This is a genomic window from Orlajensenia flava (genome assembly GCF_004801905.1).
GTDB classification, from domain to species: domain Bacteria; phylum Actinomycetota; class Actinomycetes; order Actinomycetales; family Microbacteriaceae; genus Orlajensenia; species Orlajensenia flava.
Map to the genome: position 1 here is coordinate 440,858 of NZ_SSSN01000005.1, position 24,146 is coordinate 465,003.

The window sequence follows — 24,146 nt, forward strand, 5'->3', positions numbered from 1 at the left end:
CTCAGGCCGTCGGCGGCAACATCAACCCCATCGAGAACAAGTTCACCGACAGGCTGAGCCACATCCTCAGCGACCTCGGCCGCAACGGCATCTTCATCGCCCTCATCGTCGTGGTGGTGCTGTTCGCCTTCCTCACCGACGGCATCCTGTTGCGTCCGCAGAACATCTCCAACCTGATCGTGCAGAACGGTTACATCCTCGTTCTCGCGATCGGCATGGTGATGGTCATCATCGCGGGCCACATCGACCTGTCCGTCGGATCGGTCGCGGCGTTCGTCGGCGCCTGCTCGGGCGTCTTCGCCGTCAACTGGGGCATGCCCTGGTGGCTCGCCGTCATCCTCTCGCTCGCCATCGGAGCCGCTGTCGGCGTCTGGCAGGGCTTCTGGATCGCGTTCGTCGGCATACCCGCGTTCATCGTGACCCTCGCGGGCATGCTCATCTTCCGCGGCCTCGCCCTCGTGGTGCTCGGCAACGCCAACATCGGCTCGTTCCCCGACGAGTACCGCGCCCTCGGCAACGGATTCCTCAGCGACCTGTTCGGCGAGTTCGAGCTCGACCCGCTCACCCTCGGCGTCGGCGCGCTCGCCATCATCGCGCTCGTCATCCAGCAGGTGCGCACCCGCCGCGGACGCCAGAAGTACGACCAGGAGGTCGAGCCGATCATCTGGTTCGTCACCAAGCTCGTGCTCATCTCGGCGGCCATCGGCCTCTTCGCCTACGCTCTCGCGCAGTACAAGGGCATCCCGGTGACGCTCATCATCCTGGCCGTGCTCGTCTTCATCTACGGCATCGTGATGAACCGCACGGTGTTCGGCAGGCACATCTACGCCATCGGCGGCAACCGCCACGCGGCGGAACTCTCGGGCATCAAGACGCGTCGCGTCGACTTCTGGCTGTTCGTCAACATGGGCACCCTCGCCGCGCTCGCGGGCCTCATCTTCACGGCCCGCCTCAACCTCGCGGGCCCGAAGGCCGGTGACGGCTTCGAGCTCGAGGCCATCTCGGCGGCGTTCATCGGCGGCGCAGCGGTGCAGGGCGGCGTCGGAACCATCGGCGGCGCCATCATCGGTGGCCTCATCATCGGCGTGCTCAACAACGGCATGTCGATCATGGGCATCGGCATCGAGTGGCAGCAGGCCGTCAAGGGCCTCGTGCTGTTGCTCGCCGTGGCGTTCGACGTCTACAACAAGCGGCGTTCCGGCGGCAACTAGACCCCTGTGGTGGTGGGAGCGGCGGCGATCGGGTTCCGGCCCGATCGCCGCCGGCACAGCCGGGCATGATTCAGAATGATGACGAGAGGGGGAGCGGATGACGGATGCGCCTGAGCGCCCCAAGGTCGCCACCATGTTCGACGTCGCCCGTGTCGCCGGCGTCTCGCACCAGACCGTCTCCCGCGTGCTCAACGACCTGCCCGGCGTGCGTCCTTCGACCCGAGTTCGCGTCGAAGCGGCCATGAGCGAGCTGCGGTACACGCCGTCGCCTGCGGCACGGACGCTGGCATCCCGTCGCTCGCAGACCATCGGCCTCATCACAGCCGGTCGGCCCGACTACGGCCCGTCCAACGCCGCCTTGGGGTTCAACGAGGCGGCCCGCGCGGCCGGTTACACCGTCACGCAGGTGAGCATGCGCGAGGTCGACACCGAGTCGCTGCGCAGCGCCGTCGCCATGATGGTGCGCCACAACGTGTCGGCGATCGTGCTGATCTCGGGGGAGCGCGAGGTGATCGGGGCGATCGGCAGCATCGACCTCGAGGTCCCCCTCGTGAGCCTCGCGTCCGAGCGTGTCGACGGCATGCACCGGGTGGCCATCAACCAGTTCGAGGGCGGCCGCATCGCCGTCGAGCACCTCATCGGGCTGGGGCATCGGCGCATCCGTCACGTGACCGGCCTGCAGGACGCGATGGATGCCGGCGAGCGTGAACGCGCGTGGCGCGAGACGCTCACCGCGCACGGGTTTCCGGTGTCGGGACCGGAGATCGGCGACTGGAGCTCGGAGTCCGGGTATGTGGCAGGCGTGGCGCTCGCCGAGGAGTGGCGTCGTGAGACGGAACGGTTCACCGCCGTGTTCGCGAGCAACGACCAGATGGCGCTCGGCCTGCTGCACGCTTTTCGAGATGCCGGCATCCGGGTGCCTGACGACGTCAGCGTCGTGAGTGTCGACGACATCCCCGAGGCCGCGCACTTCGCGCCACCGCTCACGACGCTGTGGCAGGACTTCGATGGCCTGGGGCGCGACATCATGGCGACCGTGCTCGACGTCCTCGGCGACGAGGAGCACGCGCCCGACCGCACGACCCGCGTGCCCGAGCTCGTGGTGCGCGCATCGACCGCACCCCCGCCCGCCTGACGCGCTGCCGTGCGCGTGCACAGCGCCTCGCCCGCCTGACGAGTTGCCGTGCGCCTGCAGCGCTGCTGCTGCTTCGAGCGTCGCCGCGTCTCACGCGCACTCGCTCGACGATCTGGCGCACCTTGCGTGCACCTTCTCGTGATCCGGCGCATGTTGCGTGCACCGGCGCAGGGTGCACGGTGCGCCCGTGCACACAAAGTGCGCCGGGTAGAGGGGACTGCCCACCGGGGACGAGGTTGGCCCGCGCACAATTCGGGAGCGGAGAGTGTGTCGGACGGATGCGCCGCGCCTCGCGACGGGGCGACACGATCGCGCTCCTGCATTGTGCGGAGGTGGTGAGTCGGGTGCGCAGGAGGGGCGCGCAGGGGGTGAGTCGGGTGCGCAGGAGGGTGCGCGGAGGAGTGAGTCGGGTGTGCGGGAGGGGTGCGCAGGGGGTGAGTCCGGGTGCGGCGGACAGTGTCGGTGGGTGGTGGCAGGCTCGGAGGTACAACACAAGATCTAGTGGTCGGGCGCACGTGCAGGCGCCAGGCGACGAAGGCGCGACACGCCGCGGCGCATCCGTTCACACCTGTGGTTTCCCGAACGGGGGGATGTGGACAACTCGGGTGCGAAGGCCGGAAACACGCGGAAGACGAACGCCGGGACGGTGGAGAGGCTGTGAATAACAGGTGGATAACTACACGAATGTGATTACTACACCTAGTGGGCGTTCCTTTCGACGAACACTAGATGTAGTATTGGACGTGCGGTAAACAACCGGGAAATCATCCGGCGGCGGCAGGTCTCGCACGCAACATCAGACGACATACCAAGGGGTAACAATGACGGTCACCGTCTACACCAAGCCTTCGTGCGTACAGTGCACGGCCACCTACCGCGCCCTCGACGCCAAGGGCGTCGAGTACGAGGTTCTCGACCTCTCGGCCGATGAGAACGCGCTTGCCGCGGTCAAGGAGCTCGGCTACCTGCAGGCGCCCGTCGTCATCACCGATGAGGACCACTGGTCGGGTTTCCGTCCCGACAAGATCAGCGAGCTGGCCTCCCGCCTCGCCTGACCCGCGGCATCCGTTCGGTTCCGCCCAGCGACACGACACAGGCACAGACACCAGGGCCTGAAGGCGGAAGACGAAGGGATGCGCGGATGACCGACCTGATCTACTTCTCGAGCGTCTCCGGCAACACCCGCCGCTTCGTCGAGAAGCTCTCCCGCCCAGCGGCGCGCATCCCGCTCCTCGCGAAGGACGCCCCCCTCCAGGCCACAGAACCCTACGTGCTCATCCTCCCCACCTACGGCGGGGGCGACGGCAACGGCGCTGTACCCAAGCAGGTCATCCGATTCCTCAATGACGAGCGCAACCGCTCGTTGATTCGCGGGGTCATCGGAGCAGGAAACACCAACTTCGGCACGGCCTACGGTCTGGCCGGAGACATCATCGCGGCCAAATGCCATGTGCCGCACCTCTATCGATTCGAAGTATTCGGCACCCCAGACGACGTCCGCGTCGTCAACGAAGGATTGGACGCATTTTGGTCAACGCAACGGACAGCGGCGTAGCCGTGATCGATCTCCCGCGGGTCGGGATGGATTACCACTCGCTCAACGCGATGCTCAACCTCTACGGGGATGACGGGCAGATCCAGTTCGACAAGGACCGCGAGGCGGCGCGCGAGTACTTCCTGCAGCACGTCAACCAGAACACCGTGTTCTTCCACTCCCTCAAGGAGCGCCTCGACTACCTGGTCGAGAAGGAGTACTACGAGCAGGGCGTGCTCGATGCGTACTCGTTCGAGTTCATCACCAGCCTCAACGACCTGGCGTACTCGAAGAAGTTCCGCTTCGAGACCTTCCTCGGAGCGTTCAAGTACTACACGAGCTACACGCTCAAGACCTTCGACGGCAAGCGCTACCTCGAGCGCTTCGAGGACCGCGTCGTCATGACCGCCCTCGGCCTGGCGCAGGGCGACGAGAAGCTCGCCGTCAACCTCGTCGAGGAGATCATCGGCGGACGCTTCCAGCCGGCCACCCCTACCTTCCTCAACACGGGCAAGGCGCAGCGCGGCGAGCTCGTCTCCTGCTTCCTCCTCCGCATCGAGGACAACATGGAGTCGATCGCTCGCGGCATCAACTCCGCCCTGCAGCTGAGCAAGCGCGGCGGCGGCGTGGCGCTCTCGCTCAGCAACATCCGCGAATCCGGTGCTCCCATCAAGCAGATCGAGAACCAGTCATCCGGAATCATCCCCGTGATGAAGCTGCTGGAAGACTCCTTCAGCTACGCCAACCAGCTCGGTGCTCGTCAGGGTGCCGGCGCGGTCTACCTCAGCGCTCACCACCCCGACATCATGCGGTTCCTCGACACCAAGCGCGAGAACGCGGATGAGAAGATCCGCATCAAGACGCTGAGCCTGGGCGTCGTCGTGCCCGACATCACGTTCGAACTCGCCAAGAACGGCGAGGACATGTACTTGTTCAGCCCCTACGACGTCGAGCGCGTCTACCAGGTGCCGTTCGGCGACATCTCCATCAGCGAGAAGTACCGCGAGATGGTGGATGACCCGCGCATCAAGAAGACCAAGATCAACGCGCGCGAGTTCTTCCAGACCCTCGCCGAGATCCAGTTCGAGAGCGGCTACCCCTACATCGTGTTCGAAGACACGGTGAATAAGGCCAACCCCATCAAGGGCCGCATCAACATGTCCAACCTGTGCAGCGAGATCCTTCAGGTCAACACCCCGACGACCTACAACGAAGACCTCAGCTACAACCAGATCGGCAAGGACATCAGCTGCAACCTGGGCTCGCTCAACATCGCCCTCACGATGGACTCGCCCGACTTCGGTCGCACCGTCGAGACCGCCATCCGCGGCCTCACCGCCGTGTCGAACATGAGTCACATCAGCTCGGTGCGCTCCATCGAGGACGGCAACGACAAGAGCCACGCCATCGGCCTCGGCCAGATGAACCTGCACGGCTACCTCGCCCGCGAGCGCGTCTACTACGGCAGCGAGGAGGGCATCGACTTCACGAACATCTACTTCTACACGGTGCTCTTCCACGCTCTGCGCGCGTCGACCAACATCGCCAAGGAGCGCGGCGAGACCTTCGTCGGCTTCGAGGACTCGAAGTACGCGACCGGTGAGTTCTTCGACAAGTACACGGATGCCGAGTGGGTGCCGACCACCGCCCGCGGTGCGGAGCTGTTCGAGCAGGCCGGCGTTCACATCCCGACGCAGGATGACTGGCGCGAGCTCAAGGCATCCGTCGCGGAATTCGGCATCTACAACCAGAACCTGCAGGCCGTGCCTCCCACCGGATCCATCTCGTACATCAACAACTCGACCGCGTCGATCCACCCGATCGCGGCGAAGATCGAGATTCGCAAGGAGGGCAAGCTGGGTCGCGTGTACTTCCCGGCGCCGTTCATGACGAACGACAACCTGGACTACTACCAGGATGCCTACGAGATCGGTGCCGAGAAGGTCATCGACACCTACGCGGCGGCCACGCAGCACGTGGACCAGGGCCTCTCGCTCACGCTGTTCTTCAAGGACACCGCGACCACGCGCGACATCAATAAGGCGCAGATCTACGCATGGAAGAAGGGGATCAAGACGATCTACTACATCCGTCTGCGTCAGATGGCCCTCGAGGGGACCGAGCTCGATCTTTGTGTTTCTTGTGCGCTGTGATCTGACCTGAGCATGTCAGAGACTGAGGTGTCCAGCCCGACAGGGCGTTCCGACTACATCGGTGCGATCTACGCATTCCGCGCCGAGGGCTCGGCCGAGTTTCGATACGTCGGGCTCACGACGTCAACGTTATGCAAGCGCATGCAAGGGCACTTCAAGAAGGCACAGCTGCGGGCGAAGTTCCCTTTCTACGACTGGCTTCGGAAGCAGGACAAGGAAACCGTATTGATGCAGCCTCTCGAGGTGGTACGGACATCTCTCGAAGATCTGGGAGAGGCCGAGAGGAAGTGGATCGCCAAACTTCGCGGTGAAGGACATCGTCTGCTTAATCTCGCGGAGGGCGGCCTCGGGCCGCGCGGCTACGTCTGGACGGAAGAACAGCGGAAGGCAGCTGGTGATCGCGCGCGGGGGCGGCCGACCGGAGTACATCTCTATGGTCCTGACAATCCTCGGTGGGGCCAGCGCCACACCGACGAGCAGAAGGCGAAGTGGTCCATCGAACGCACCGGGTCAATCACGGGCGAGAAGAACCCGAACTTCGGTAAGTTCGGCCCCGCTCATCCCAGCTTCGGGCGGGTACTTTCCGGTGAGACGAAAAAGCGGCTTTCCGAGCAGAAGCGTGGGGAATTGAACCCCAACTTCGGCAAGACCGCGAGTCCGGAAACGCGCGCGAAGCTGTCGGCTGCTCGCAAGGGTCAGCCGATGCCATCCAGCATTCGAAGTGCCCACACCCGATATCACACCAATAAGGGCGTCTTCAAGGAGACGTGCATCCACTGCGTCGCGGACGCCGCGCAAGAAAGAGAATCCGAATGACCCCCGACAAGCTCAAGCTGGTCTCGCACGTCGAAGCGATCAACTGGAACAAGATCCAGGACGATAAGGACGTAGACGTCTGGAACCGCCTGGTGAACAACTTCTGGCTGCCCGAGAAGGTGCCGCTGTCGAACGACATCCAGTCGTGGAACACGCTCACCCCCGACGAGCAGCAGCTCACTATGCGGGTGTTCACGGGGCTCACCCTGCTCGACACCATCCAGGGCACGGTGGGTGCGGTCTCGCTTATTCCGGATGCGATCACGCCGCACGAGGAGGCCGTCTACACGAACATCGCGTTCATGGAGTCGGTTCACGCGAAGAGCTACTCGTCCATCTTCTCGACGCTGTGCTCGACGAAGGAGATCGACGAGGCGTTCCGTTGGAGCGTCGAGAACGTGAACCTTCAGAAGAAGGCCGCGATCGTCATGGAGTACTACCAGGGCGACTCGCCGCTGAAGCGCAAGGTCGCCTCGACGCTGCTCGAGTCGTTCCTGTTCTACTCGGGCTTCTACCTGCCGATGTACTGGTCTTCGCGCGCGAAGCTCACCAACACGGCGGACCTCATCCGTCTCATCATCCGGGACGAGGCCGTGCACGGGTACTACATCGGGTACAAGTTCCAGAAGGGCCTCGAGCTGGTCAGCCAGGCCGAGCGCGATGATCTGAAGGACTACACCTTCTCGCTCATCTACGAGCTCTACGACAACGAGGTGCAGTACACGCAGGACCTCTACGACGGCGTCGGTCTCACCGAGGACGTCAAGAAGTTCCTGCACTACAACGCCAACAAGGCCCTCATGAACCTGGGCTACGAGGCGATGTTCCCGAAGACGGTGACGGATGTGAACCCCGCCATCCTCTCGGCGCTCTCCCCGAACGCCGACGAGAACCACGACTTCTTCTCGGGTTCCGGCTCGTCGTACGTGATCGGCAAGGCCGTGTCGACCGAGGACGAGGACTGGGACTTCTAGTGGCAATCCCCTTCATTGTTCCAAGCCAGATTTTTTCGAGCCGATCGGCCGCCAAGAACTACATTCGTGACGAGATTCTCCACGCTTACCCGCTGAGAACTCGTATCGACCGCGCAGACCACCACCTTTTCCTCAGTGAAGTCCTGGAGCTCCACTCGGACGCGGTAGAGAAGATCGGCCCGGGCATCGATCACTTTTACGTAGAGGAAACGTATCGGCTGTTGGGCAAAGAGACAGTCGGAAGGGACAAGCGTGCGATCATCGTCGTTCGAGTAGACGGTGACACAAGGGACTAGAGCTACACGCACGTAGTGGATTCTCCTACGGATATGGCCAACGTCAAGAGCGCTCTCGCGTTCGCGCTGGAGCATGTACGCGTACACCGCCGTGATGACGCGTTCGCAAGTGGTGAGCCAGTCTTTTGTTTCTTGACGGGTGAGTTGATCGCAGAAAAGCATCAGGCAGACACCCGACACCTGGAACCTACCTGGCACGCGTTGACATCCGAATTCGCATCGGCGCAGGGCGGATGGGACCAGATTGAGACGCACAGTGGACACGGGCGGACTTTTGTGGGGCGAGACGTCGAGGACGCAGTCTTGAAAGAATCTTGGTTGGAGTTCTATCGGGAGAACGCGTTTCCAGTCTTCATAAAGAACGAGCTGCCACCGAAGTAGATCTGTCATGAGCGCGCGCCGAGTGGCCGATCCGAACTTCGATCCGATAAGAATGCGTATGTGATCTCTATAGGCATCGCGGGCCCAACGGTAGTCGAATAGGGATGGTTCGCTCGGTTCTCGAAGTCCGGATCCAGGACGCCGCCCTGAATCCAGCGCTCACAGTCTTGTGCGCTGGCTACGAGATGGAGGTATGGCGGGCTCCGGAGCTGGTGGACGACTTATTCTCTCGTCACCTCACGTCTTTTGCCCTCAGTTTCACGGAGTTCAACTCCATCGACGGAGAGACTGCCGCGCGTGCGTTACGCCGATCTGCGGAGATGGTCTATGGCACGGACAAATACCGCCGGCGTGGCGAGTTTGGAGAACTCATCCTGCACGCCGCTTTGATCGACTTCTTTGGCGCCACGCCAGCAGTGAGCAAGATCTATTACAAGGACAGCGACAACGACACGGTCAAAGGATTCGACTCGGTCCATGTCGTCGGTAGACATGACGGCGAACTCGAAGTCTGGCTCGGGGAAGCGAAGTTCTATAAGGACCTTTCCGGCGCGATCACCGAAGCCGTCAAATCGATTGAGGATCACTTAGAGCGGAACTTCCTTCGACGGGAGTTCATTGCGATCACCAACAAGGTCGATGCCACCTGGCCTCATGCGGACGCTTTCCGGGGTTTGCTCGATGGTGCTGCGAGTCTCGACGAGATAGCCAAGTCGCTTGTAATTCCAGTGCTCATCACATACGAGAGTGTGTCGGTGGCTAGTCATAAGGTCGTCGACGACGCCTACAAGTCGGCACTTGAAGCCGAGGTCAGGACTGCCTGGAAAGCGTTTTCGGAGAAGGAGCTCAAGACCAAGCTCACAATCACTCTTCAGTTGATCCTCCTGCCGCTCGAGAGCAAAGACCGGCTGATTGGGCTCATGCACGAGAAGCTAAAGGTTTGGCAACATATTTAGGTGGAAGCAGAGATGGTCGACACATTTCTTGAGCTGAAAGAGATAGCCCGGCTCGCGAGCCACTCGAACCTCCGCGACGCAGGGCGCGATCGATTGATTCGATTTCTCGACTCACACGGCCAAGACATTCCAGAACGTCAGATCGTCGACACCCTTTGTGCTGCACTCGGACTCTTTCCGTATATGTCCGAAGGAACCTCGGAGAGCGACGCTGAAGCCCTGGCACTTGAGTTCCACACCCCCGACGAACTCGCCGAGGAAGGCTTCACTTTCCACTCTGAGCAGCAGGCTGTCTACTCTCGGCTCATGGACGGCGAGAGTATCATCCTTTCGGCGCCGACCTCATTCGGAAAGTCCGCAATCTTGGATGCGTTGGTGGCCAGTAATCGCTGGTCACGCATCGTGCTCATCGTCCCAACCGTCGCCCTGATCGACGAAACGAGGCGTCGACTGGCACGGTTCAAGAATGACTATTCGATTGTGACTGGTGCGAGCCAACCGACCGGAGAACGCGCCGTCTACGTGCTCACTCAAGAACGTTTTCTCGAGTTCGATCGCATCGATGGCTTGGGCCTGTTTGTAATCGACGAGTTTTACAAGCTGGGTACGAACGAAGCGATGGATCAGCGCCGGTCTCTGCTCAACCTCGCGTGGAAACGTCTGCGTGCGACTGGTGCGCAGTATTACTTGATTGGGCCGAATGTCGATTCGATTAGTGCTGCGGTAGGTACGGACTTGCAGGCCAAGCTGATCAAAACTGAGTTTCGCACCGTAGCCGTAGATGTCATAGATCGTTCTGACGTGGAAGATTCGGCGAGAGAAGCCGACCTCTTCAGCCTGATCTCCGCGAATTCTGCTGAATCCACCTTGGTCTTCTCAGCATCTCCGGAGAAGGCGGAGAAGCTGGCGGTAGGTCTGCGTGAGGCAGTTCCACCCCCAAATTCAAGCAGTCTGGCGAGCGAGGTGGCGAGATGGCTTGGATCCAATTATGATCCGGCCTGGAACGCGATAGGTGCTTTAGCCGAGGGAGTCGCAACTCATACGGGCTTGATGCCGCGTAGCGTTCAACGCATCATGGTGCGGCTCTTCAACGATGGTGATGTGCCCGTGATGGTGTGTACCTCTACCCTCATCGAGGGAGTGAACACAGCGGCTAAAAACGTTGTCATCTACGACCATAAGATCGACGGACAACTTCTCGACTTCTTCACGTTCAGTAACATCCGGGGCAGAGCGGGCCGAATGTTCCGTCACTTCGTCGGTCGCGTGTACACGTATGCGCCAGCACCCAAGAGCACTACCACTGAGGTCGACATTCCAATCGAGTCGCAGTCGACTCAGGCATCAGCTGCGACCCTCGCGCAATTGGATTGGGAAGACCTCGATGATGATGCGCGCGAGCGAGTACGGGGCATCTTCGGGCAGGACGTACTGAGCCTCGGGACGATCCGTGCCAACCGCGGTCTGGACCCAGAGCTGCAGATCAACTTGGCGAAGCGATTGATCGACAAAGCTCCGGAGGCCCGTCGACTCGGCTGGCAAGGAGTCCCTGCATCCAACGTACTCAAATCGACTTTGGAGACTGCTTGGGATGAGTTGCTCGTGCCTCGACAGCGTCGTGGGGTCAACTTTCAGATGGTCTGGGGGCAGCTGCAAAACCATCGAGTGAACGGAGAAGCCTTCTCCGCGATGGTTGATCAGCAGGAGCGGTACCTGCGTCCCGACCGAGATCGAAGTGACGCAGTATTGGATGTTTTTAGATTTCAGCGCCGTTGGATGGAGCATACGATCCCATCCTTCCTGCGGGGGGTTCAGGCGATCCAAGGTGATGTAGCAAAGCGGTCCGGGCTACCACCGGCGAACTACGAGTTCGCATTGAGGGAGATCGAGTCCCTCTATCTCCCTCCTGGCATCGCCGAACTGGAGGAATTCGGGGTTCCAATGCCACTCGGCCTCAAGCTCTATCGGTTGGGCGTTCGTGGCTCGACGGGTAGTGAAATGATGCACTCTCTTGAGCAAAGGCTCCATGCGCCGGATTTGACGGCTCAACTCGGGATTGTGGAACGCTGGATCCTCGACGACGTTGTTTCAGGGTGGGCCTGACAAGCTCCGAATGTTTTCTCGCGTTTGCGGGACTATGACGCAGTGCCGCTCGCCGAGCAATGGTGCATGCCGGCGGGCGGTGCCTCCGGCAGGGGGAGCCGCATCCGTAGCGTCGTGCACGATGTCGCCGGCGACAATCGTGAGGGCGGCGCGCTCGGTGAGCAGGCGGGCGGGGTCGGGCTCGAGGTCGTAGAGGTTCGACGACCAGGTGACGAGGTCGGCGCGAGCGCCCACTCGCACCCCGCCGAGGGAGTCCTCGACGTGCCAGGCCCACGCGCCGTCGGCCGTGTAGCCGCGGAGGGCGGCGTCAAGCGTCAAGCGTTCAGACGCAGTCCACGACGAGCGGCCGTCGAGGCGGGCCCGCGTCAGGGCTGAGTGGAGGCCGACCAGTGGGTCCATCTCGCCGACTCGCCAGTCGCTCGAGAGGGCCACGTGGGCGCCCGACTCGGCGAGGGAGCGGGAGCGCCAGGCTCGGCTCCAGCGCTACTCGCCGACGGTTGTCCATCCAGGTGCCTCCGACAAGGTCGGGGGAGCAGTGGCGGGGCTGCATGGCGGCCGTCACGCCCAGCGCAGCGAAGCGGGGCAGATCGTCGGGGTGCAGGCACTCGACGTGCACGATGCCGTGGCGGCGTCGCGGGTGCCGTTGGTGCCGGGGGCGTGCTCGATGGCGCGAGAGCGATGCGGATGCCGCCGTCTCCCGTCGCGTGGGTGTGGGTATGGAAGCCTTGACGGTCGAGTTCGGTGACGATGCGGGTGAGCTCGTCGAGGGGTGCGCTCGGGTGGGCGCGGTGGCCCGGGCGGTTGGTCGTCGAGTGTCCACGCGGTGTGCGGCTCGGTCACATCGTCGGCGTAGAGCTTGACCGGTCCGAAGCGCAGGCGCTCGTCGACGGGGGCCGAGTCGACGGCTTCGCGCAGACCCGCGCGGAAGGAGGCATCCGCATCATCGGGTGGAACAGGGCGGCGATCACACGACTCGACAGCTCGAGTACATGGGGATGTCGCGCTGCAGGGCGGCGAGGCTTGCGGCGCTGGCGTGAGCACCTGCATTCGAGGGCCATGAGAGTCGCGGTGCGATGATGGTGGGATGGCCTCGTTCATCTTCATCTACCACGCCGGACCCGACCCGGTGCCTGCCGACCGAGTGGCGGAGAATCGGGCCGCGTGGCAGAAGTGGAATGCGGAGCTGCATGAGGACTACGGAATCCGGACGGCTGGCGGAAAAGTCGTGACCGCGAATTCGACACGTGATGCCGACGGCGGCATTCGCGGTGCATCGATGGTCGAGTTCGATTCGATGGAAGCAGCAGTTGAGACTGCGAAGGGGAGCCCGAACCTGGCGTTCGGCGGAAGCGTGGAAGTGCTCGAGGAGCACGCAAGAACGCGATAAATCTGTCGTCCGACCTCGGACGACGGGCGTGCGCCGATCTGAGCTAGTCGAGCGGCGCTACTCAGCCGGCGGCTGCCACACCCCTTCGATCGGCAGCGCTCGCCGCAGGATGTTCGAGGCCGCGCGGTGCGCGGAGTGCAGGGCGGCGGTGACGGTGGCGGGATCATCCGTCCATGTCGCCTCGCCCGCGATGTGCAGCACGCCGCCGACGGGCGTCGCGAGATCGTCGTGGTCGTTCGTCGTCGAGCCGACCGTCATGTAAGCGTAGGAGCCGCGGGCGAACGGGTCGTCCTGCCAGGCGGTGATGTGCACCGATGTCGGGGTCTCGACGCTGTCGCCGTAGAGCCGACGCAGTTGCTCGAGGATCGAGCCCACCACCCGCTGCTCGGTCCAGTCGCGCGTCTCGATGGCAGCCGGCCCCGCGGCGAAGGTGAGCAAGGTGGGGATTTCGTGCAGCGGAGTGAGGTCGTACCAGGAGTGCCACCACCGGCCCTCCGGGCCTTGCTGACGGATGCCGTAGACGTCGTCGTCCCAGAACTTCGTCGGGAAGCGCAGCACGACCTTCTCGAAGGCGTTCATCGTCAGTCGGCTGAGAGCTCCGGCGACGGGTTCGGGCAGCGGCGGCTCGATCACGAAATCGTCGGACCGGAGCACGCCGACCGGCACCGTCACGACGACCGTGCCGGAGGTGAACGTTCCGCGGTCGGACGTGACGGCGACGCCCGCGCTCGACCAGTCGACACGCGACACCACATGCCGCAGGCGCACATCGAGCCCGTCGGCGAGGTGGGTGGCCAGGCTGTCGTATCCGTCCGGAAAGATCACCTCGTCGCCGTCGACGGTGTCGTCATCGAGGCCGTGGGCGGCGAGATCCGCGATCCAAGCGCCGTACTGCTCCTCCGAACGGTGCTGGTAGTACTCGCGCACCCGCTCGGTGCGCGCGTCGTCCCAGCCCTGGGCGGCCAGGGCGGTCTCGGTCACGTCGCGGTAGGAGTCATCCGGTTCCGAGGTCGCGATCACCGACGCCAGCGTCGTGTCGGCAGAACGGATGTCGTCGGCGAAATCCCGCGTCGCGGCATCCGTCAGCCTCTCACCGATCGGGCCGTAGTAGGCGATCGGTCGGCTGTCGGGCTGGTAGCTGCCGACGGTGAACTCTCTCGTGGGCATGCCGAAAGCCGTGACCGCCGCCGCGACGGCACTGTCGGTGATGCCGTGGATCCAGGACGCACCGAGGTCGGTGACAAGGCCGCCCTCCCGCATCGTGTGGACGCGGCCGCCCACCCGGTCGCGTGCCTCGAGCACCACGACGCGTCGGCCCGCCTGAGCCAGCAGCCGCGCAGCCGTGAGTCCGGCGACGCCAGCGCCGATGACGATCGTGTCGAGGGGTTCCGTCGCCTGCCGTTCTGTCGCTTGCGGTTCCATTGCGTGGCCTTTCAGCTCGTCGGCATCGTTTGGTCCGACCAGAATCTACTCGGTACTGGACTGGCTCTCACTCGATCTACAGGTGGCCCTGCCGGCACCGCGTGATGGGGTTGAGCTCAGGGGGCGGCTGGTTCGGGTCCGAGCGTCAGCCCGTCGAGTGAGGCGGCGCCTTCGGCCATCTGGGATAACCAGTGCCGGTTGTGCCAGAACACGATCATCCAACTCGAAGAACGTGCCGCCGCAGTTGAGAGTTCCCACCCTGCCGCCGTATGGCTGACCACCGACACGACCCCCGGGCGGACGCCGGGACCTCAGCTGATGAGGTCCGAGTCGATCTCGTTCGGGATGGTCAGGACTCTGAAGGAACCAGGGGTAGTTCGAGTCCGTAGTTCCACGACAGGATCGCCGGCTGCTCGCGGTAGAAGCTCAGCACAGACACCGATCCAGCATCCAAGGTCATCTGGGCTCCGAATCGAGGCGCCATTCGCAGGTAAACCGCGGTCAGGATGCGCAGGAAGTGACCGTGCGCGACCAGCGCGACATCCCCTTCCACCATCGCGGGCAGTACCCGCGTGAGTACGCGCGACGCGCGCGCTGCGACTTCCTCGACCGTCTCCCCCGGTGTTGAGCCTCGGATGACACCGTGGGTGAATGCGCTCCAGTTGTAGCCGAGCTCCTTGCGGATCTCGTGTGTCGTTCGTCCCTCATATCCGCCGTAGTCCCACTCGACCAGGAGAGGGTCGACTTCCGCGTCGAGCCCAGCGAGCTGAGCCGTGCGTCGGGCTCGCTGTAACGGAGAGGTCAGGATAAGCGAGAACTCGTAGCCGAGGACCAGCTTGCCCGCGCCACGAGCGAGGTCCTCGCCTCGAGCTGTGAGTGGAACGTCCGTAAGCCCTGTGTGTTTTCCACTCTTCGACCATTGCGTCTCACCGTGACGAAGGAGAACCAGCTTCCCCGAGGGATTATCCGGTGACGGACGTTCAGGTAACGGATCACTGGTGAACACACCCCCAACGGTACTCACGAGTTCGCGCTCCGATCAGATCTCGAGTACGACCGGTGATCCAGTGATGGTCAGGGGGTCCTGCGGTCTCGACGACGGCGGCTCACGATCAGGATGGCGAATCCGGCGAGGAGGATCGCGCCGGCCCCGGCCCCGGCCCACCCGAGGTCTGATCCGGTGCTGGGAAGCGACTCAGTCGATACTCCATCTTCTGCCAGTTCGGCAGCGGACTTCGCGATGGTGATCTCGTCGACTTTCGTCATGTCTGTTGTCCGGTACGTCGATACCGTGATGGTCCGGTCGGTGAATTGCACGTCCGACACGTTGGCCACGTACTCCTGGTTCTTCACGGCCACGTAGTCGAAATCGTGGTCTTCGATGATGTCGTAGAACTTGTGGCCGCTGGAGTTGTTGCCCGTGATGTAGAGCACTTCTCCCGGTTCCGGGATCAGCGTGCCGGCCAGCGACCGGTTGCTGGGCTCTGATCCGTTCATCAGGAAGGTGCGGGTGTAGGTGTGGTCGTGGCCCATCAGGACGAGGTCGATTCCCAGCTCGGAGAATACCGGTGGTAGTTCTGCGCGCCGTTTGATGACGTCGTCATCGAACGCGTGGTCAGCCACACTGAAAACGGACTGGTGGAACGTGACGACTTTCCAGCGGACGTTCGGATTGGCCGCTACGACCTTGCGGAGGAACTCCGCATGGTTGGCGTTGTCAAGATTGTTGGTGTTGAGGGAGATGTACAGGGTGTCGTTGTAGGTGTACCAGTAGTCGCCACCGGCCCCGTTCAAGTCGGTTGCTTTGCCGTAGGCGTCGTCGACGTTGGGCATGGAGAAGTGCTGACGGTAGGAGATGTTCTCGCTGTCGTGGTTGCCGATATTCGTGGCGAGCGGGATGCGTCGCATCTGCTCGGGCGAGAGGAACGCGCTGGTTTGCGCTTCGTTGCCGGCGTTCTCGCCTTGGTCACCGGCGGAGAGGACGAAGCTTGAACCCGGGAACGTCGCGTCAGCTTTAGTCATCGTGTCGGTCCAGCCGGCTTGGTCGAGCGATAGCTCTTTCGATCCGATCTGCGGGTCACCGACGAAGGTGAAATGGTAGTTCGGCGAAAAGGTGCCGGTGTTGAAGATGTACGGCTGGGACCATCCCTTTTCGTCGCTGCCGACGCGGTACACGTAAGAGGTGTTTTCCTTCAGGTCTGTGATGGTGGCATGGTGCCAAGACTGGCCGTGCTTCGCGTCGCCCGACGTCGACGGGAAGGTCCGCGCGGAGCCTTCAGGGAACGGAGTGCCGGATCCGCCGGGGGTCTGAGCCAATTGGACGCTTTCGGCCACTCCCGAGTCGGAATACCAGGTGAGGTTGTGCTGGGTCTGATCGGATCCGACTTGCAGGCTGACCGCGCTGAACTGAGTGGGGGCTGACTTGCTTACCGCCCAGAGGGTGTCGAATTCGAAGAAGATGTCTGGGCTGGTCGCGTCTGCCTGGTGCACGGCGACGGCAATGGTGTTCGTGCCAGCCTTCAGCGCGGACGCGTCGATGGAGAAATCCGCGTACTGCGGCGAATCCACCGGCTCGCCGCCGTACTGGAGGTTGCCGGTGATGCCCGCGTCGTTCACACCCTTGACCTTGACCCCGTTCAGGTACACCTCGAGAGCGTCGTCGTAGACGACGGATGCTTCCAAGCGGAGCGTGTCTGCGACTTCGGCATCTGTCAGGTCGAAACTGGATCGGAAGAAGATCGCCGGGATGTTGGTGGTGTGGGTGTCGTCGGTGTACTGGGCTGTCTGCGTGCGGATGCGCCAGTCGCTGCCGATGTCTTCGGTGTCGCCGTAGGCGGATCCGAATCCCTTGCTCCCGGTGGGCCAGGCGGAGTCGTCATAGTCCTCGCGCGTCCATGCCGCGGGATCGGCCTCGGTCCCAGGGTCGATGTTGGTGTCGAGGTACTTCCACACCGTCGTGTCCTTGAAGATCAACGGTTGCGACTCGCCCAAGGGGTCGGCCGCCGCCGCGCCGACCATCATGGTCGCGGATGCCATCACCGCGGCCACGACCGTGGCGGCGGCGGCGTGCTTCCAGTACTGCCGTGTGGAGTTCATCATCGGTCGCCTTCGAAGTCGCTGTGCCTCAACGCCGAAGCGGCGCTGGTCGAATTCGAGAATGCCGATCGGAGGGGCGGATCGTCAACGACGTCGCCGGAACGCGCAACCGGACTGCGAGGTTCACGCACGGGAAACGATCGATTGTCACCATTGCGCAACGAACAGCCTCACGAGCCGAAAGCTCGACTACCTTCCCACCCGCAGCGGCAACCTCTCGGGCGACGCCGATCAGCTCATCACCTGCGGTACCCGAACCGAGAGGCTGAACGGACCCGGCGCCGGTCGGAATCGAATCGTCTTAGAGGGAGGATCGCCAACTCCTCCTCCGCTGACCCAGACACCCAGACGACGAAGCCTCGTTCGAGGATCAGGATCCGCAAGTGTCGGGCAGGGAGCGAAGCGTCAGGGCACGATGTGGGTGAGGACAGGGTAGGTGGGGTCAGCGCTGTAAGTGAAGTTTCCGGCATCATCGGGAGGGCGCGACGATGCGGCCAGCTTCGGGTGCTCCGAACGCCCAGGTTGCGTTGGATAGCATTCTTTTTTGCTTGCTGATCGGTGAAGAGGACGTGGGATGAAGCGAGACGTGTTGGTCCGTGGCGGCGCGGCGGTAGGCGCGGTCTTGGCCGTTCTGGCGGCGTCGATGGTCGCGGCGGGGCCCGTAGCTGCTGCCACGCCGGCCGGTTCGGCGATTCCCGTTCCCCCACCGGGTGCCGTCGCTGACACGTACGGCTACACGGGCGGGGTACAGAAGTACATCGTCAAAGAAGGGACCGGGTGGCTTCAGATCAAGGTGATCGGCGGTCCCGGCGGGATGAACAGCTCGGCCAATGGCGGCTCAGCAGCCGCGGAAGTGGACGGCACCGTGAAGGTATCCGCGAACGACACCCTGACCGTGTCGGTCGCCGGCGCCGGCGGACAAAGCGGCGGCTCGTGGACGGCTGGCGGCCCCGGCGGTTGGGGTGGACTGGGCGCGATTGGCGGGGAAGGCAACTCCGCCGATGATTCCCTCCGAAACGGCGGATCTGGTGGTGGCGCCTCCACCGTCGAGCTGACTTCCGGGGCAACAACGACAACACTCATGATCGCCGGTGGAGGCGGCGGCAAGGGCGGCGCCAGCGGCGACCCGGACCACGCCGGCGATGGTGGCAGCGGAGGCGACAACGCCTGGACTGGCGGCGACGGAAGCCACGGCACGGAAGGCCCCCTCGGCGGTTCGGGAGGCCAAGCAGCCAAAGCACCCACCTCGGTCGGTGAACGAGGCAAGGGTGGCAGTGAGGCTGGCGGCAACGGCGGAGCCGGCGGTGGCGGGCTCATCGGTGGCGCGGCCGGCGGAGGAGCATCAGCCGCATCAGCCGGCGGCGGAGGCGGAGCTGGATCCTCCTACGCCGGCGACGCTGTCCTCGGGGCGACGGTGAAGAGATCCACCGTGGCCTGGTGCAACGTCTTTGAATGCATCGACCAGCCCGTCCCGAACGGTTCCATAACCATCACCCCCATCCCTCTCCTGGCAACAACAACCGAACTGACAGTGCAGAACAGCCAGGTGACTGTGGGAGGAAACGCCGGACCGCTCACCGCGATCATCGCCCCCGTCGACGGGTACGCACCCGCAGGCACGGTCGACTTTCTCGACATCACCAACGGCACCGGATCCAGTGCCGTGGATCTCGGGTCAGCCACCGTCACCAACGGGGCCGGCGCGATCCCCTCAGCGACCTTCACGACCGCGGGAACCCGGAAACTCCAAGCGGTCTGGTCCGGAGACGCCAACTACGCACCCGCCACCAGCCCCACCATGACCGTAACCGTCAGCGCCGCGACCCAGGGTCCGCGCGACCCGGGATCCAGCACGCCGGGAGCGCCCGGCAGCAGCGCATCCAGCCCAGGCAAAACCCACACTCCCCGAGAGGTGCTGGCTCAGACGGGCTACGCAGTTCAGCCCTGGGCAATCCTGGCCTGCTTAGCTCTCGCCGCCGGGGCGTCAAGCCTTCTGATCTCGCGCCGCCGGCGCAATCTACCGAGCTGACACGCACAGTCCAGCCCATGACTGGAACGGCTCTCCGTTGGGCATCATGCGGGCACCCCCACCTTCGCGCTCACAGCGGCCCACAGCCCTTGAGCCGCGACCATGTCGAGGCCCGCTTTGCCTGGTTTCCGGACCGTGGGGGACCCCTTGATACTGCCCACGCCATCGGGACCCACATAGGCGTTGCCGGCAACGTTCTGGGTCGCCGCGAAGAGGGTTGGCAGGGCACCGTGTTCCGGATCGTTCAACAGCATAGAGAACCGGTTGATCGCGTTCGAGGATGAATGCGCGACGAGAGTGGTCGTTGCGATACCCGGGTGCGCCAGCACGGAGCGTACCTTCGATCCCGATGCAGTCAGGCGACGCTGCAACTCGAGAGAGAACAGCACCACCTGCAGCTTGGAATCGCTGTAAGCGTCCAGAGGCTTGTATGGGCGGGTGTCCCAGCCGATGTCGTCGAGGTTCAGGTGTCCCAGGCGGTGCAACTGGCTGGCGACCCACACCACCCGGTCTGTGATTTTCGGCAGCAGCAGGTTCGTCAGCAGAAACGGTCCCAACGAGTTCGTCGCCGTCTGCAGGTCGAGCCCGTCTCGAGTCCGGGTGAGGGGCACGTCCATGATGCCAGCATTGTTCACCAGCACAGTGATGGGTCCCGTCCACTTGGACGCGAACTCGCGAATGCTGTCGAGATCCGAGACATCCAGCTCACGCACCTCGACGCTGCCTTCCATCGCGCGGGCCACATCTTCGCCCTTTGGAACGTTCCGCACTGCGAGAACCACGTGCGCTCCCGCTCTCGCGAACTCCCGGGCCGCGACGAGCCCGATGCCGCTGGAGGTACCCGTGAGCACGACCGTCGTGCCCGCCATCTCCGGCATGTCTGCCACAGTCCACTTCGCCAACGACTCCTCCTTCAATCCGCATCACTGGCCGTGACCGCGAAAACCAGTAGACAGGCCCGCGATCACAGGAGCCAGGGCACGATCACCCACTGAACGCCGTGCACTGGCTCAGCACCTGACAGCAGGGCAGAGTGGAAGTCTTGGCGGAGGAAGAACAGTAGATGGATCAGCTAGCAGTCGGTGAATTCATCCGAGCGCGACGAGAAGCATTGCAACCGGAAGATGTCGGACTCCGGCGCGGAGCCCGACGGCGGACGGCAGGGCTCTGACGAGAAGAAGTGGCCGACCTGGCGGATATGTCCACCGATTACCTTTCCCGCCTAGAACGCGGAGCTGGCCCGCAACCGTCGGAACAAATGATCAACGCCCTCGCGCGAGGGCTCCGACTCGACCTCGAAGAGCGCGACCACCTCCTTCGCCTCGCAGGCCACAACCGCCACCCCGCTCGGCATCAAGCGACCACGTCAGCCCAGGGCTGATGCGAATCCTCGACACCATGACCGACACTCCCGCCCAGGTCATGGGCACCCTCGGTGAAACCCTCGCGCAGAACAGCGCCGCCGTCGCTCTGTTCGGAGAAGAAACCCATTACGCCGGGCTCTCGCGCGTAGCCGCCTATCGATGGTTCACTGATCTGGCAGCACGGGCCCTGTATCCGCCAGAGGACCATGATCACCACAGTCGTGTACAGGTCTCCCGACTTCGTCACGCCGCAGCCCGCGTGCCACCATCGACGATGCAACCCCTGCTCGAACACCTCCATCACAGAAGTGAAGAGTTCTCCACCCTGTGGGCTCACAACGAAATCGGGTTCCGATACTCAGAACAAAAACGATTCCAGCACCCAGAAGTCGGCGACCTCATCCTGTACTGCCAAAGCGCCGTGGACCTCGACCAATCTCAAACTCTCCTGGTATTCACTGCAACGCCAGGGTCGGACAGCCTAGAGAAGCTTCGCCTTCTCACCGTCGTCGGCGCATCGTTCGACGGAGAGATCCGCGGCTGATGCCTGAGAGGGTCACCACCCCGAGCACGATGAAACCGATCGCTGTTGCGGCGATCGCCAGGTCGTTCAAGGGCTGCGCGGACAGAATCGTCGTGAAGTCGGCTGCGGCGTGCAGGAGGATCAACGGAATCACCCACTCGAATCGGTACTGAAAAGCTCCGAGGGCGAAGCCGTAGGAGGCTGACACGAGGACGTTGGAGAGCACGTCCCACGCTCCTCGATCCGTCGTCGCGAAGGCGGAGAGATGCTGCAGTCCGAACAGAGCCGCCGTCACGGCGACAGCCGCGACGGGCGAGAAGGACGCACGCATCCGTTCGAGGACGACGACCCGACTGACCAGTTCCTCGTTGACTCCGACCAGCAGAAGGCTGCTCGCCCACAGGCCGAACCCGGGGGGCCTGTCGGTCAGACCGGAGGGGATGACCCAGAGCAGCACCTCGATGACGAAGGGGATCAGCAGCAGGAGTGCCCGTGGCCCACGCCACGCGACGAGCACTCCGGAGGTACCCCACAGCCTGCGGGCGGTGACGAGGATCACCGCGAACAGTACGCACGCCCCGGTTGCGAAGAGTCCCAGATACCAGCCTGTGATTCCCACGAGCGGCCCGACTGCCAGGGCCAGCATCAGCACGGCGAATCGGGCGACCTGGACGGCCGCGCCGAAGGCAACTGCCTGCCACCGATCCCTCGTCACAGCAACGAACCTAGCGCCGTCGCAGTAAGCGCTCGATGGTCTATCGGAGCACTCTGTACTGCAGGTGCGTTGCCGCACCGGTGACCTGTGCGCCGATGCGTTCCAGCGAGATCGCGGATGTCAAGCCGCCGAAGAGCGCGGTTCCCCCGCCGACGATGACCGGCATGACGTGCACGCGGATTTCATCGACCAATCCGAGGGGCAGCGCCTGCTGCATGACCGTGGCACCGAAAAGGTGCACGTCCTTATCCCCGGCGAATTGCTGCGCCTGCCGGATGGCGCTGGTGACCCCTTCGGTGACGAAGGTGAACACCGGCGGGTAGGACCGGGTCGGCAGACGATGCGTCAGCACGACGCACGGGATGTCGGCCATCGGCCCCGCGTCGCCCCAGCCGCCGTCGCCCTCGTTCTTCTCGAACGAGGTGCGGCCCATCACAATTGCTCCGACTTCGCTGACCGTAGCCTCCAGAACGGCGCGATCCTCATCGCCGGCCGTGGGCAGAAGCCAGGCGTGCAAGCCTTCGGCACCATCACCGAACGGGTTCTCGCGACTGTCGTTCGGGCCGGTGACGTACCCGTCGAGCGAGACGGACATGTCGCAGATGGTGAGTCCCATGGTGATCCTCCGTGCTCATTCTCGCTGCTCCAGCACCACAGCGGACAGCCTACGACGCGTGTTCGTCGAAGGATCGCCAATCGGATGCCGTCAGCGCCTCGCTCCGCCGACCCCGGGCACAGACGTTATCTGCGTCATCCACTCCGCGAGCTGATGCTCGTCGATGTCGTCCAGAGAGGCGAGTTCCACGCCGCGGGTCGCCTTGCCCATGCCGATCGGGGTCACGGGCGGCACCGGATCGAGAACCGACGCGCCGTTGACGAACATGAGCTTGACGTGGCTTGCAAAGCCGCCGCAGCTGAAGCACCAGCCGTCGCCGACGCCGTAGTACGCCATGCCCCACTTCACAGAGCGCCGGAGGTGCGGCAGAGTCCTGGCAGCCAACCCGTCGACCGCTTCGGCGATGCCCCGTTGCGGCTGTGGAAGGCTCCGGATGTAGGCGAACACCGGTTCGTCGCCCTCGGCCGCCTTCGCGGGGCTTGCTCGGCCGGTCATGGCCTCTGGCAGCGGGGGAGCGGCATCCGTCTTCGCAGTCCTCAACGGATTTCGCACGTCGTCACTCAACGGACGCCGCCAAGCCGTGGTCGGCGTAGCGCGCCTGCAGAGCGGTGAACACGTCCAGGTCGAACGGAACGGGGTGGCCGGCCAGCGCAGCCTCGAGGCGGTCGAAGCCGTAGTGGCCGCCCACGACATCGCCGCGTTCGATCGAAGAATCGGGCTCCGGCACGAAGTAGGTCGCTCGCAGGCGGGTTCCGCCGTCGGTTGCGTCGAGTTCGTAGCGCATCCATGAGCCCGCACTGGTGTGCGTGTGCTCGAGGAGGGCCGGCGGTGAGATGCGCAGGAAACGGAACTCGAGTTGCGGTCCGTCGGGCCAGTCGAAGCTCATCGTTCCCCCTTCACGGAGGTCGACATGGACGTTGGTGGCGAAGGGGGGCCACCAGTCCGCGAGACGATCGGGGTCGGTGAGCGCAGACCAGACGTCGTCGATCGCGTTGGGGAAGGTGCGCTCGAACCGGATCAGACCACCGCCGTCCGTGCGTTCCAGGGTGGCGAGAGTGTCGGTCATGAGGTCTCCTCTGAGAGTTGTTCGGGTCGGGAACGTTCCAAGTGCCGGCCGAGAGCATCCAATCGATCCGACCACTCAGCGCGGTACGGCTCCAGCCACTCATCGAGGTCGCGGAGCGGCTCACTGCGAATGCGGTAGAGACGCCGCTGCGCGTCCGACCGCACCGCGACGAGTCCAGCGTCTCGCAGCACCCTGAGGTGCCGGGAGACACCGGGCTGACTCATTTCGAGCTGGTCGACCAGCTCGCTGACGGAACGCTCGCGGACGCGGACGGCGTCCAGAATCTGGCGTCGATTCGGCTCCGCGATCGCCTCGAGTACTCCCGTCGCCAGCATGAACCGAGAATAACAGAGCGCATATATAAGCACA

General features: G+C 63.6%; 24 protein-coding genes. 14 read left to right on the forward strand and 10 right to left on the reverse strand.

The genetic code is table 11. The features are described 5' to 3' along the window. Positions 1–20: 20 nt before the first annotated feature. The 10 genes from mmsB to E6C70_RS09900 all read left to right on the forward strand — a co-directional run bounded on the left by mmsB (position 21) and on the right by E6C70_RS09900 (position 11,559). The gene (mmsB, locus tag E6C70_RS09855; RefSeq protein ID WP_207670095.1) at positions 21–1,211 is read left to right on the forward strand and encodes a multiple monosaccharide ABC transporter permease; all 1,191 of its coding nucleotides are present in this window, start codon (positions 21–23) and stop codon (positions 1,209–1,211) included. 97 nt (positions 1,212–1,308) lie between these two features. After that, on the forward strand, positions 1,309–2,346 hold the full coding sequence (locus E6C70_RS09860) for a LacI family DNA-binding transcriptional regulator (RefSeq protein WP_136424347.1): 1,038 nt from the start codon (positions 1,309–1,311) through the stop codon (positions 2,344–2,346). A gap of 821 nt (positions 2,347–3,167) precedes the next feature. Then, positions 3,168–3,401: a glutaredoxin-like protein NrdH gene (gene nrdH / locus E6C70_RS09865; protein ID WP_136424348.1), complete on the forward strand. Its 234-nt coding sequence runs from the start codon at positions 3,168–3,170 to the stop codon at positions 3,399–3,401. An 86-nt stretch (positions 3,402–3,487) separates the two neighbouring features. After that, positions 3,488–3,901, forward strand: coding sequence for a class Ib ribonucleoside-diphosphate reductase assembly flavoprotein NrdI (gene nrdI, locus E6C70_RS09870; protein ID WP_136424349.1), 414 nt, complete (start codon positions 3,488–3,490; stop codon positions 3,899–3,901). Positions 3,902–3,927: 26 nt separating this feature from the next. Beyond that, the gene (gene nrdE / locus E6C70_RS09875) at positions 3,928–6,033 is read left to right on the forward strand and encodes a class 1b ribonucleoside-diphosphate reductase subunit alpha (RefSeq protein WP_136424415.1); all 2,106 of its coding nucleotides are present in this window, start codon (positions 3,928–3,930) and stop codon (positions 6,031–6,033) included. Positions 6,034–6,045: 12 nt separating this feature from the next. Next, positions 6,046–6,849 carry an NUMOD3 domain-containing DNA-binding protein gene (locus E6C70_RS09880; RefSeq protein ID WP_136424350.1) on the forward strand — a complete coding sequence of 268 codons (804 nt, stop codon included), beginning with the start codon at positions 6,046–6,048 and terminating at the stop codon, positions 6,847–6,849. After that, on the forward strand, positions 6,846–7,823 hold the full coding sequence (gene nrdF, locus E6C70_RS09885; protein ID WP_136424351.1) for a class 1b ribonucleoside-diphosphate reductase subunit beta: 978 nt from the start codon (positions 6,846–6,848) through the stop codon (positions 7,821–7,823). The genes E6C70_RS09880 and nrdF overlap by 4 nt, the downstream gene beginning before the upstream one ends. After that, entirely contained in the window at positions 7,823–8,119 is a 297-nt protein-coding gene (locus tag E6C70_RS17315; RefSeq protein ID WP_168770910.1) for a DCL family protein, read from the forward strand. Before nrdF ends, E6C70_RS17315 begins: the two co-directional genes overlap by 1 nt. A gap of 485 nt (positions 8,120–8,604) precedes the next feature. Beyond that, positions 8,605–9,456: a HamA C-terminal domain-containing protein gene (locus tag E6C70_RS09895; protein ID WP_136424352.1), complete on the forward strand. Its 852-nt coding sequence runs from the start codon at positions 8,605–8,607 to the stop codon at positions 9,454–9,456. Continuing rightward, entirely contained in the window at positions 9,457–11,559 is a 2,103-nt protein-coding gene (locus E6C70_RS09900) for a DEAD/DEAH box helicase (RefSeq protein ID WP_136424353.1), read from the forward strand. Here E6C70_RS09900 and E6C70_RS17060 read toward each other — a convergent pair. Beyond that, a complete protein-coding gene (locus E6C70_RS17060) occupies positions 11,545–11,991 on the reverse strand; it encodes an amidohydrolase family protein (RefSeq protein WP_235833377.1) in 447 nt (148 codons plus the stop codon). The genes E6C70_RS09900 and E6C70_RS17060 overlap by 15 nt on opposite strands. Positions 11,992–12,643: 652 nt before the next feature. Between E6C70_RS17060 and E6C70_RS09910 the strand changes: the two genes are divergently transcribed. Then, entirely contained in the window at positions 12,644–12,946 is a 303-nt protein-coding gene (locus E6C70_RS09910) for a YciI family protein (RefSeq protein WP_136424354.1), read from the forward strand. A 57-nt stretch (positions 12,947–13,003) separates the two neighbouring features. On the opposite strand, the gene E6C70_RS09915 is transcribed toward E6C70_RS09910, so the two are convergent. The 3 genes from E6C70_RS09915 to E6C70_RS09925 all read right to left on the reverse strand — a co-directional run bounded on the left by E6C70_RS09915 (position 13,004) and on the right by E6C70_RS09925 (position 17,386). Continuing rightward, a complete protein-coding gene (locus tag E6C70_RS09915; RefSeq protein ID WP_136424355.1) occupies positions 13,004–14,368 on the reverse strand; it encodes a flavin monoamine oxidase family protein in 1,365 nt (454 codons plus the stop codon). A gap of 349 nt (positions 14,369–14,717) precedes the next feature. After that, complete coding sequence (locus tag E6C70_RS09920; RefSeq protein WP_136424356.1) at positions 14,718–15,374, reverse strand: histidine phosphatase family protein; 657 nt, start codon at positions 15,372–15,374, stop codon at positions 14,718–14,720. Between the two features lie 68 nt (positions 15,375–15,442). Next, positions 15,443–17,386, reverse strand: coding sequence for a purple acid phosphatase family protein (locus tag E6C70_RS09925; protein ID WP_168770911.1), 1,944 nt, complete (start codon positions 17,384–17,386; stop codon positions 15,443–15,445). Between the two features lie 652 nt (positions 17,387–18,038). Here E6C70_RS09925 and E6C70_RS09930 point away from each other — a divergent pair. Next, positions 18,039–19,493: an Ig-like domain-containing protein gene (locus tag E6C70_RS09930; protein ID WP_136424358.1), complete on the forward strand. Its 1,455-nt coding sequence runs from the start codon at positions 18,039–18,041 to the stop codon at positions 19,491–19,493. Positions 19,494–19,537: 44 nt separating this feature from the next. On the opposite strand, the gene E6C70_RS09935 is transcribed toward E6C70_RS09930, so the two are convergent. Beyond that, entirely contained in the window at positions 19,538–20,395 is an 858-nt protein-coding gene (locus E6C70_RS09935; protein WP_136424359.1) for an SDR family NAD(P)-dependent oxidoreductase, read from the reverse strand. A 296-nt stretch (positions 20,396–20,691) separates the two neighbouring features. Between E6C70_RS09935 and E6C70_RS17240 the strand changes: the two genes are divergently transcribed. Together E6C70_RS17240 and E6C70_RS17245 are read left to right on the forward strand one after the other, a co-directional pair. After that, positions 20,692–20,874, forward strand: coding sequence for a helix-turn-helix domain-containing protein (locus E6C70_RS17240; RefSeq protein WP_328590837.1), 183 nt, complete (start codon positions 20,692–20,694; stop codon positions 20,872–20,874). A 17-nt stretch (positions 20,875–20,891) separates the two neighbouring features. Next, entirely contained in the window at positions 20,892–21,401 is a 510-nt protein-coding gene (locus E6C70_RS17245) for an MmyB family transcriptional regulator (protein WP_328590834.1), read from the forward strand. Here the strand turns inward: E6C70_RS17245 and E6C70_RS09945 are convergent. The 5 genes from E6C70_RS09945 to E6C70_RS09965 all read right to left on the reverse strand — a co-directional run bounded on the left by E6C70_RS09945 (position 21,358) and on the right by E6C70_RS09965 (position 24,112). After that, complete coding sequence (locus E6C70_RS09945; protein WP_136424360.1) at positions 21,358–22,095, reverse strand: CPBP family glutamic-type intramembrane protease; 738 nt, start codon at positions 22,093–22,095, stop codon at positions 21,358–21,360. The two genes, E6C70_RS17245 and E6C70_RS09945, sit on opposite strands and share 44 nt — an antisense overlap. Before the next feature lie 40 nt (positions 22,096–22,135). Continuing rightward, positions 22,136–22,690, reverse strand: a complete 555-nt coding sequence (locus E6C70_RS09950) for a dihydrofolate reductase family protein (protein WP_235833378.1) — start codon at positions 22,688–22,690, stop codon at positions 22,136–22,138. Positions 22,691–22,801: 111 nt separating this feature from the next. Then, a complete protein-coding gene (locus E6C70_RS09955) occupies positions 22,802–23,263 on the reverse strand; it encodes a DUF1801 domain-containing protein (protein WP_235833379.1) in 462 nt (153 codons plus the stop codon). A gap of 4 nt (positions 23,264–23,267) precedes the next feature. Further along, entirely contained in the window at positions 23,268–23,777 is a 510-nt protein-coding gene (locus tag E6C70_RS09960; protein ID WP_136424362.1) for an SRPBCC family protein, read from the reverse strand. Further along, a complete protein-coding gene (locus E6C70_RS09965) occupies positions 23,774–24,112 on the reverse strand; it encodes an ArsR/SmtB family transcription factor (RefSeq protein WP_136424363.1) in 339 nt (112 codons plus the stop codon). The genes E6C70_RS09960 and E6C70_RS09965 overlap by 4 nt, the downstream gene beginning before the upstream one ends. Positions 24,113–24,146 lie beyond the last annotated feature (34 nt).

What these genes read in the sequence shown, in the direction of transcription:
- E6C70_RS09860 (WP_136424347.1), top strand. Translation starts at nt 1,309, where the DNA reads ATGACGGATGCGCCTGAGCGCCCCAAGGTCGCCACCATGTTCGACGTC.
- nrdH (WP_136424348.1), top strand. Translation starts at nt 3,168, where the DNA reads ATGACGGTCACCGTCTACACCAAGCCTTCGTGCGTACAGTGCACGGCC.
- nrdI (WP_136424349.1), top strand. Translation starts at nt 3,488, where the DNA reads ATGACCGACCTGATCTACTTCTCGAGCGTCTCCGGCAACACCCGCCGC.
- nrdE (WP_136424415.1), top strand. Translation starts at nt 3,928, where the DNA reads ATGGATTACCACTCGCTCAACGCGATGCTCAACCTCTACGGGGATGAC.
- E6C70_RS09880 (WP_136424350.1), top strand. Translation starts at nt 6,046, where the DNA reads ATGTCAGAGACTGAGGTGTCCAGCCCGACAGGGCGTTCCGACTACATC.
- nrdF (WP_136424351.1), top strand. Translation starts at nt 6,846, where the DNA reads ATGACCCCCGACAAGCTCAAGCTGGTCTCGCACGTCGAAGCGATCAAC.
- E6C70_RS09895 (WP_136424352.1), top strand. Translation starts at nt 8,605, where the DNA reads ATGGTTCGCTCGGTTCTCGAAGTCCGGATCCAGGACGCCGCCCTGAAT.
- E6C70_RS09910 (WP_136424354.1), top strand. Translation starts at nt 12,644, where the DNA reads ATGGCCTCGTTCATCTTCATCTACCACGCCGGACCCGACCCGGTGCCT.
- E6C70_RS09915 (WP_136424355.1), bottom strand. Translation starts at nt 14,368, where the DNA reads ATGGAACCGCAAGCGACAGAACGGCAGGCGACGGAACCCCTCGACACG.
- E6C70_RS09925 (WP_168770911.1), bottom strand. Translation starts at nt 17,386, where the DNA reads ATGGTCGGCGCGGCGGCGGCCGACCCCTTGGGCGAGTCGCAACCGTTG.
- E6C70_RS09930 (WP_136424358.1), top strand. Translation starts at nt 18,039, where the DNA reads ATGAAGCGAGACGTGTTGGTCCGTGGCGGCGCGGCGGTAGGCGCGGTC.
- E6C70_RS17240 (WP_328590837.1), top strand. Translation starts at nt 20,692, where the DNA reads ATGTCCACCGATTACCTTTCCCGCCTAGAACGCGGAGCTGGCCCGCAA.
- E6C70_RS17245 (WP_328590834.1), top strand. Translation starts at nt 20,892, where the DNA reads ATGACCGACACTCCCGCCCAGGTCATGGGCACCCTCGGTGAAACCCTC.
- E6C70_RS09950 (WP_235833378.1), bottom strand. Translation starts at nt 22,690, where the DNA reads ATGTCCGTCTCGCTCGACGGGTACGTCACCGGCCCGAACGACAGTCGC.
- E6C70_RS09960 (WP_136424362.1), bottom strand. Translation starts at nt 23,777, where the DNA reads ATGACCGACACTCTCGCCACCCTGGAACGCACGGACGGCGGTGGTCTG.
- E6C70_RS09965 (WP_136424363.1), bottom strand. Translation starts at nt 24,112, where the DNA reads ATGCTGGCGACGGGAGTACTCGAGGCGATCGCGGAGCCGAATCGACGC.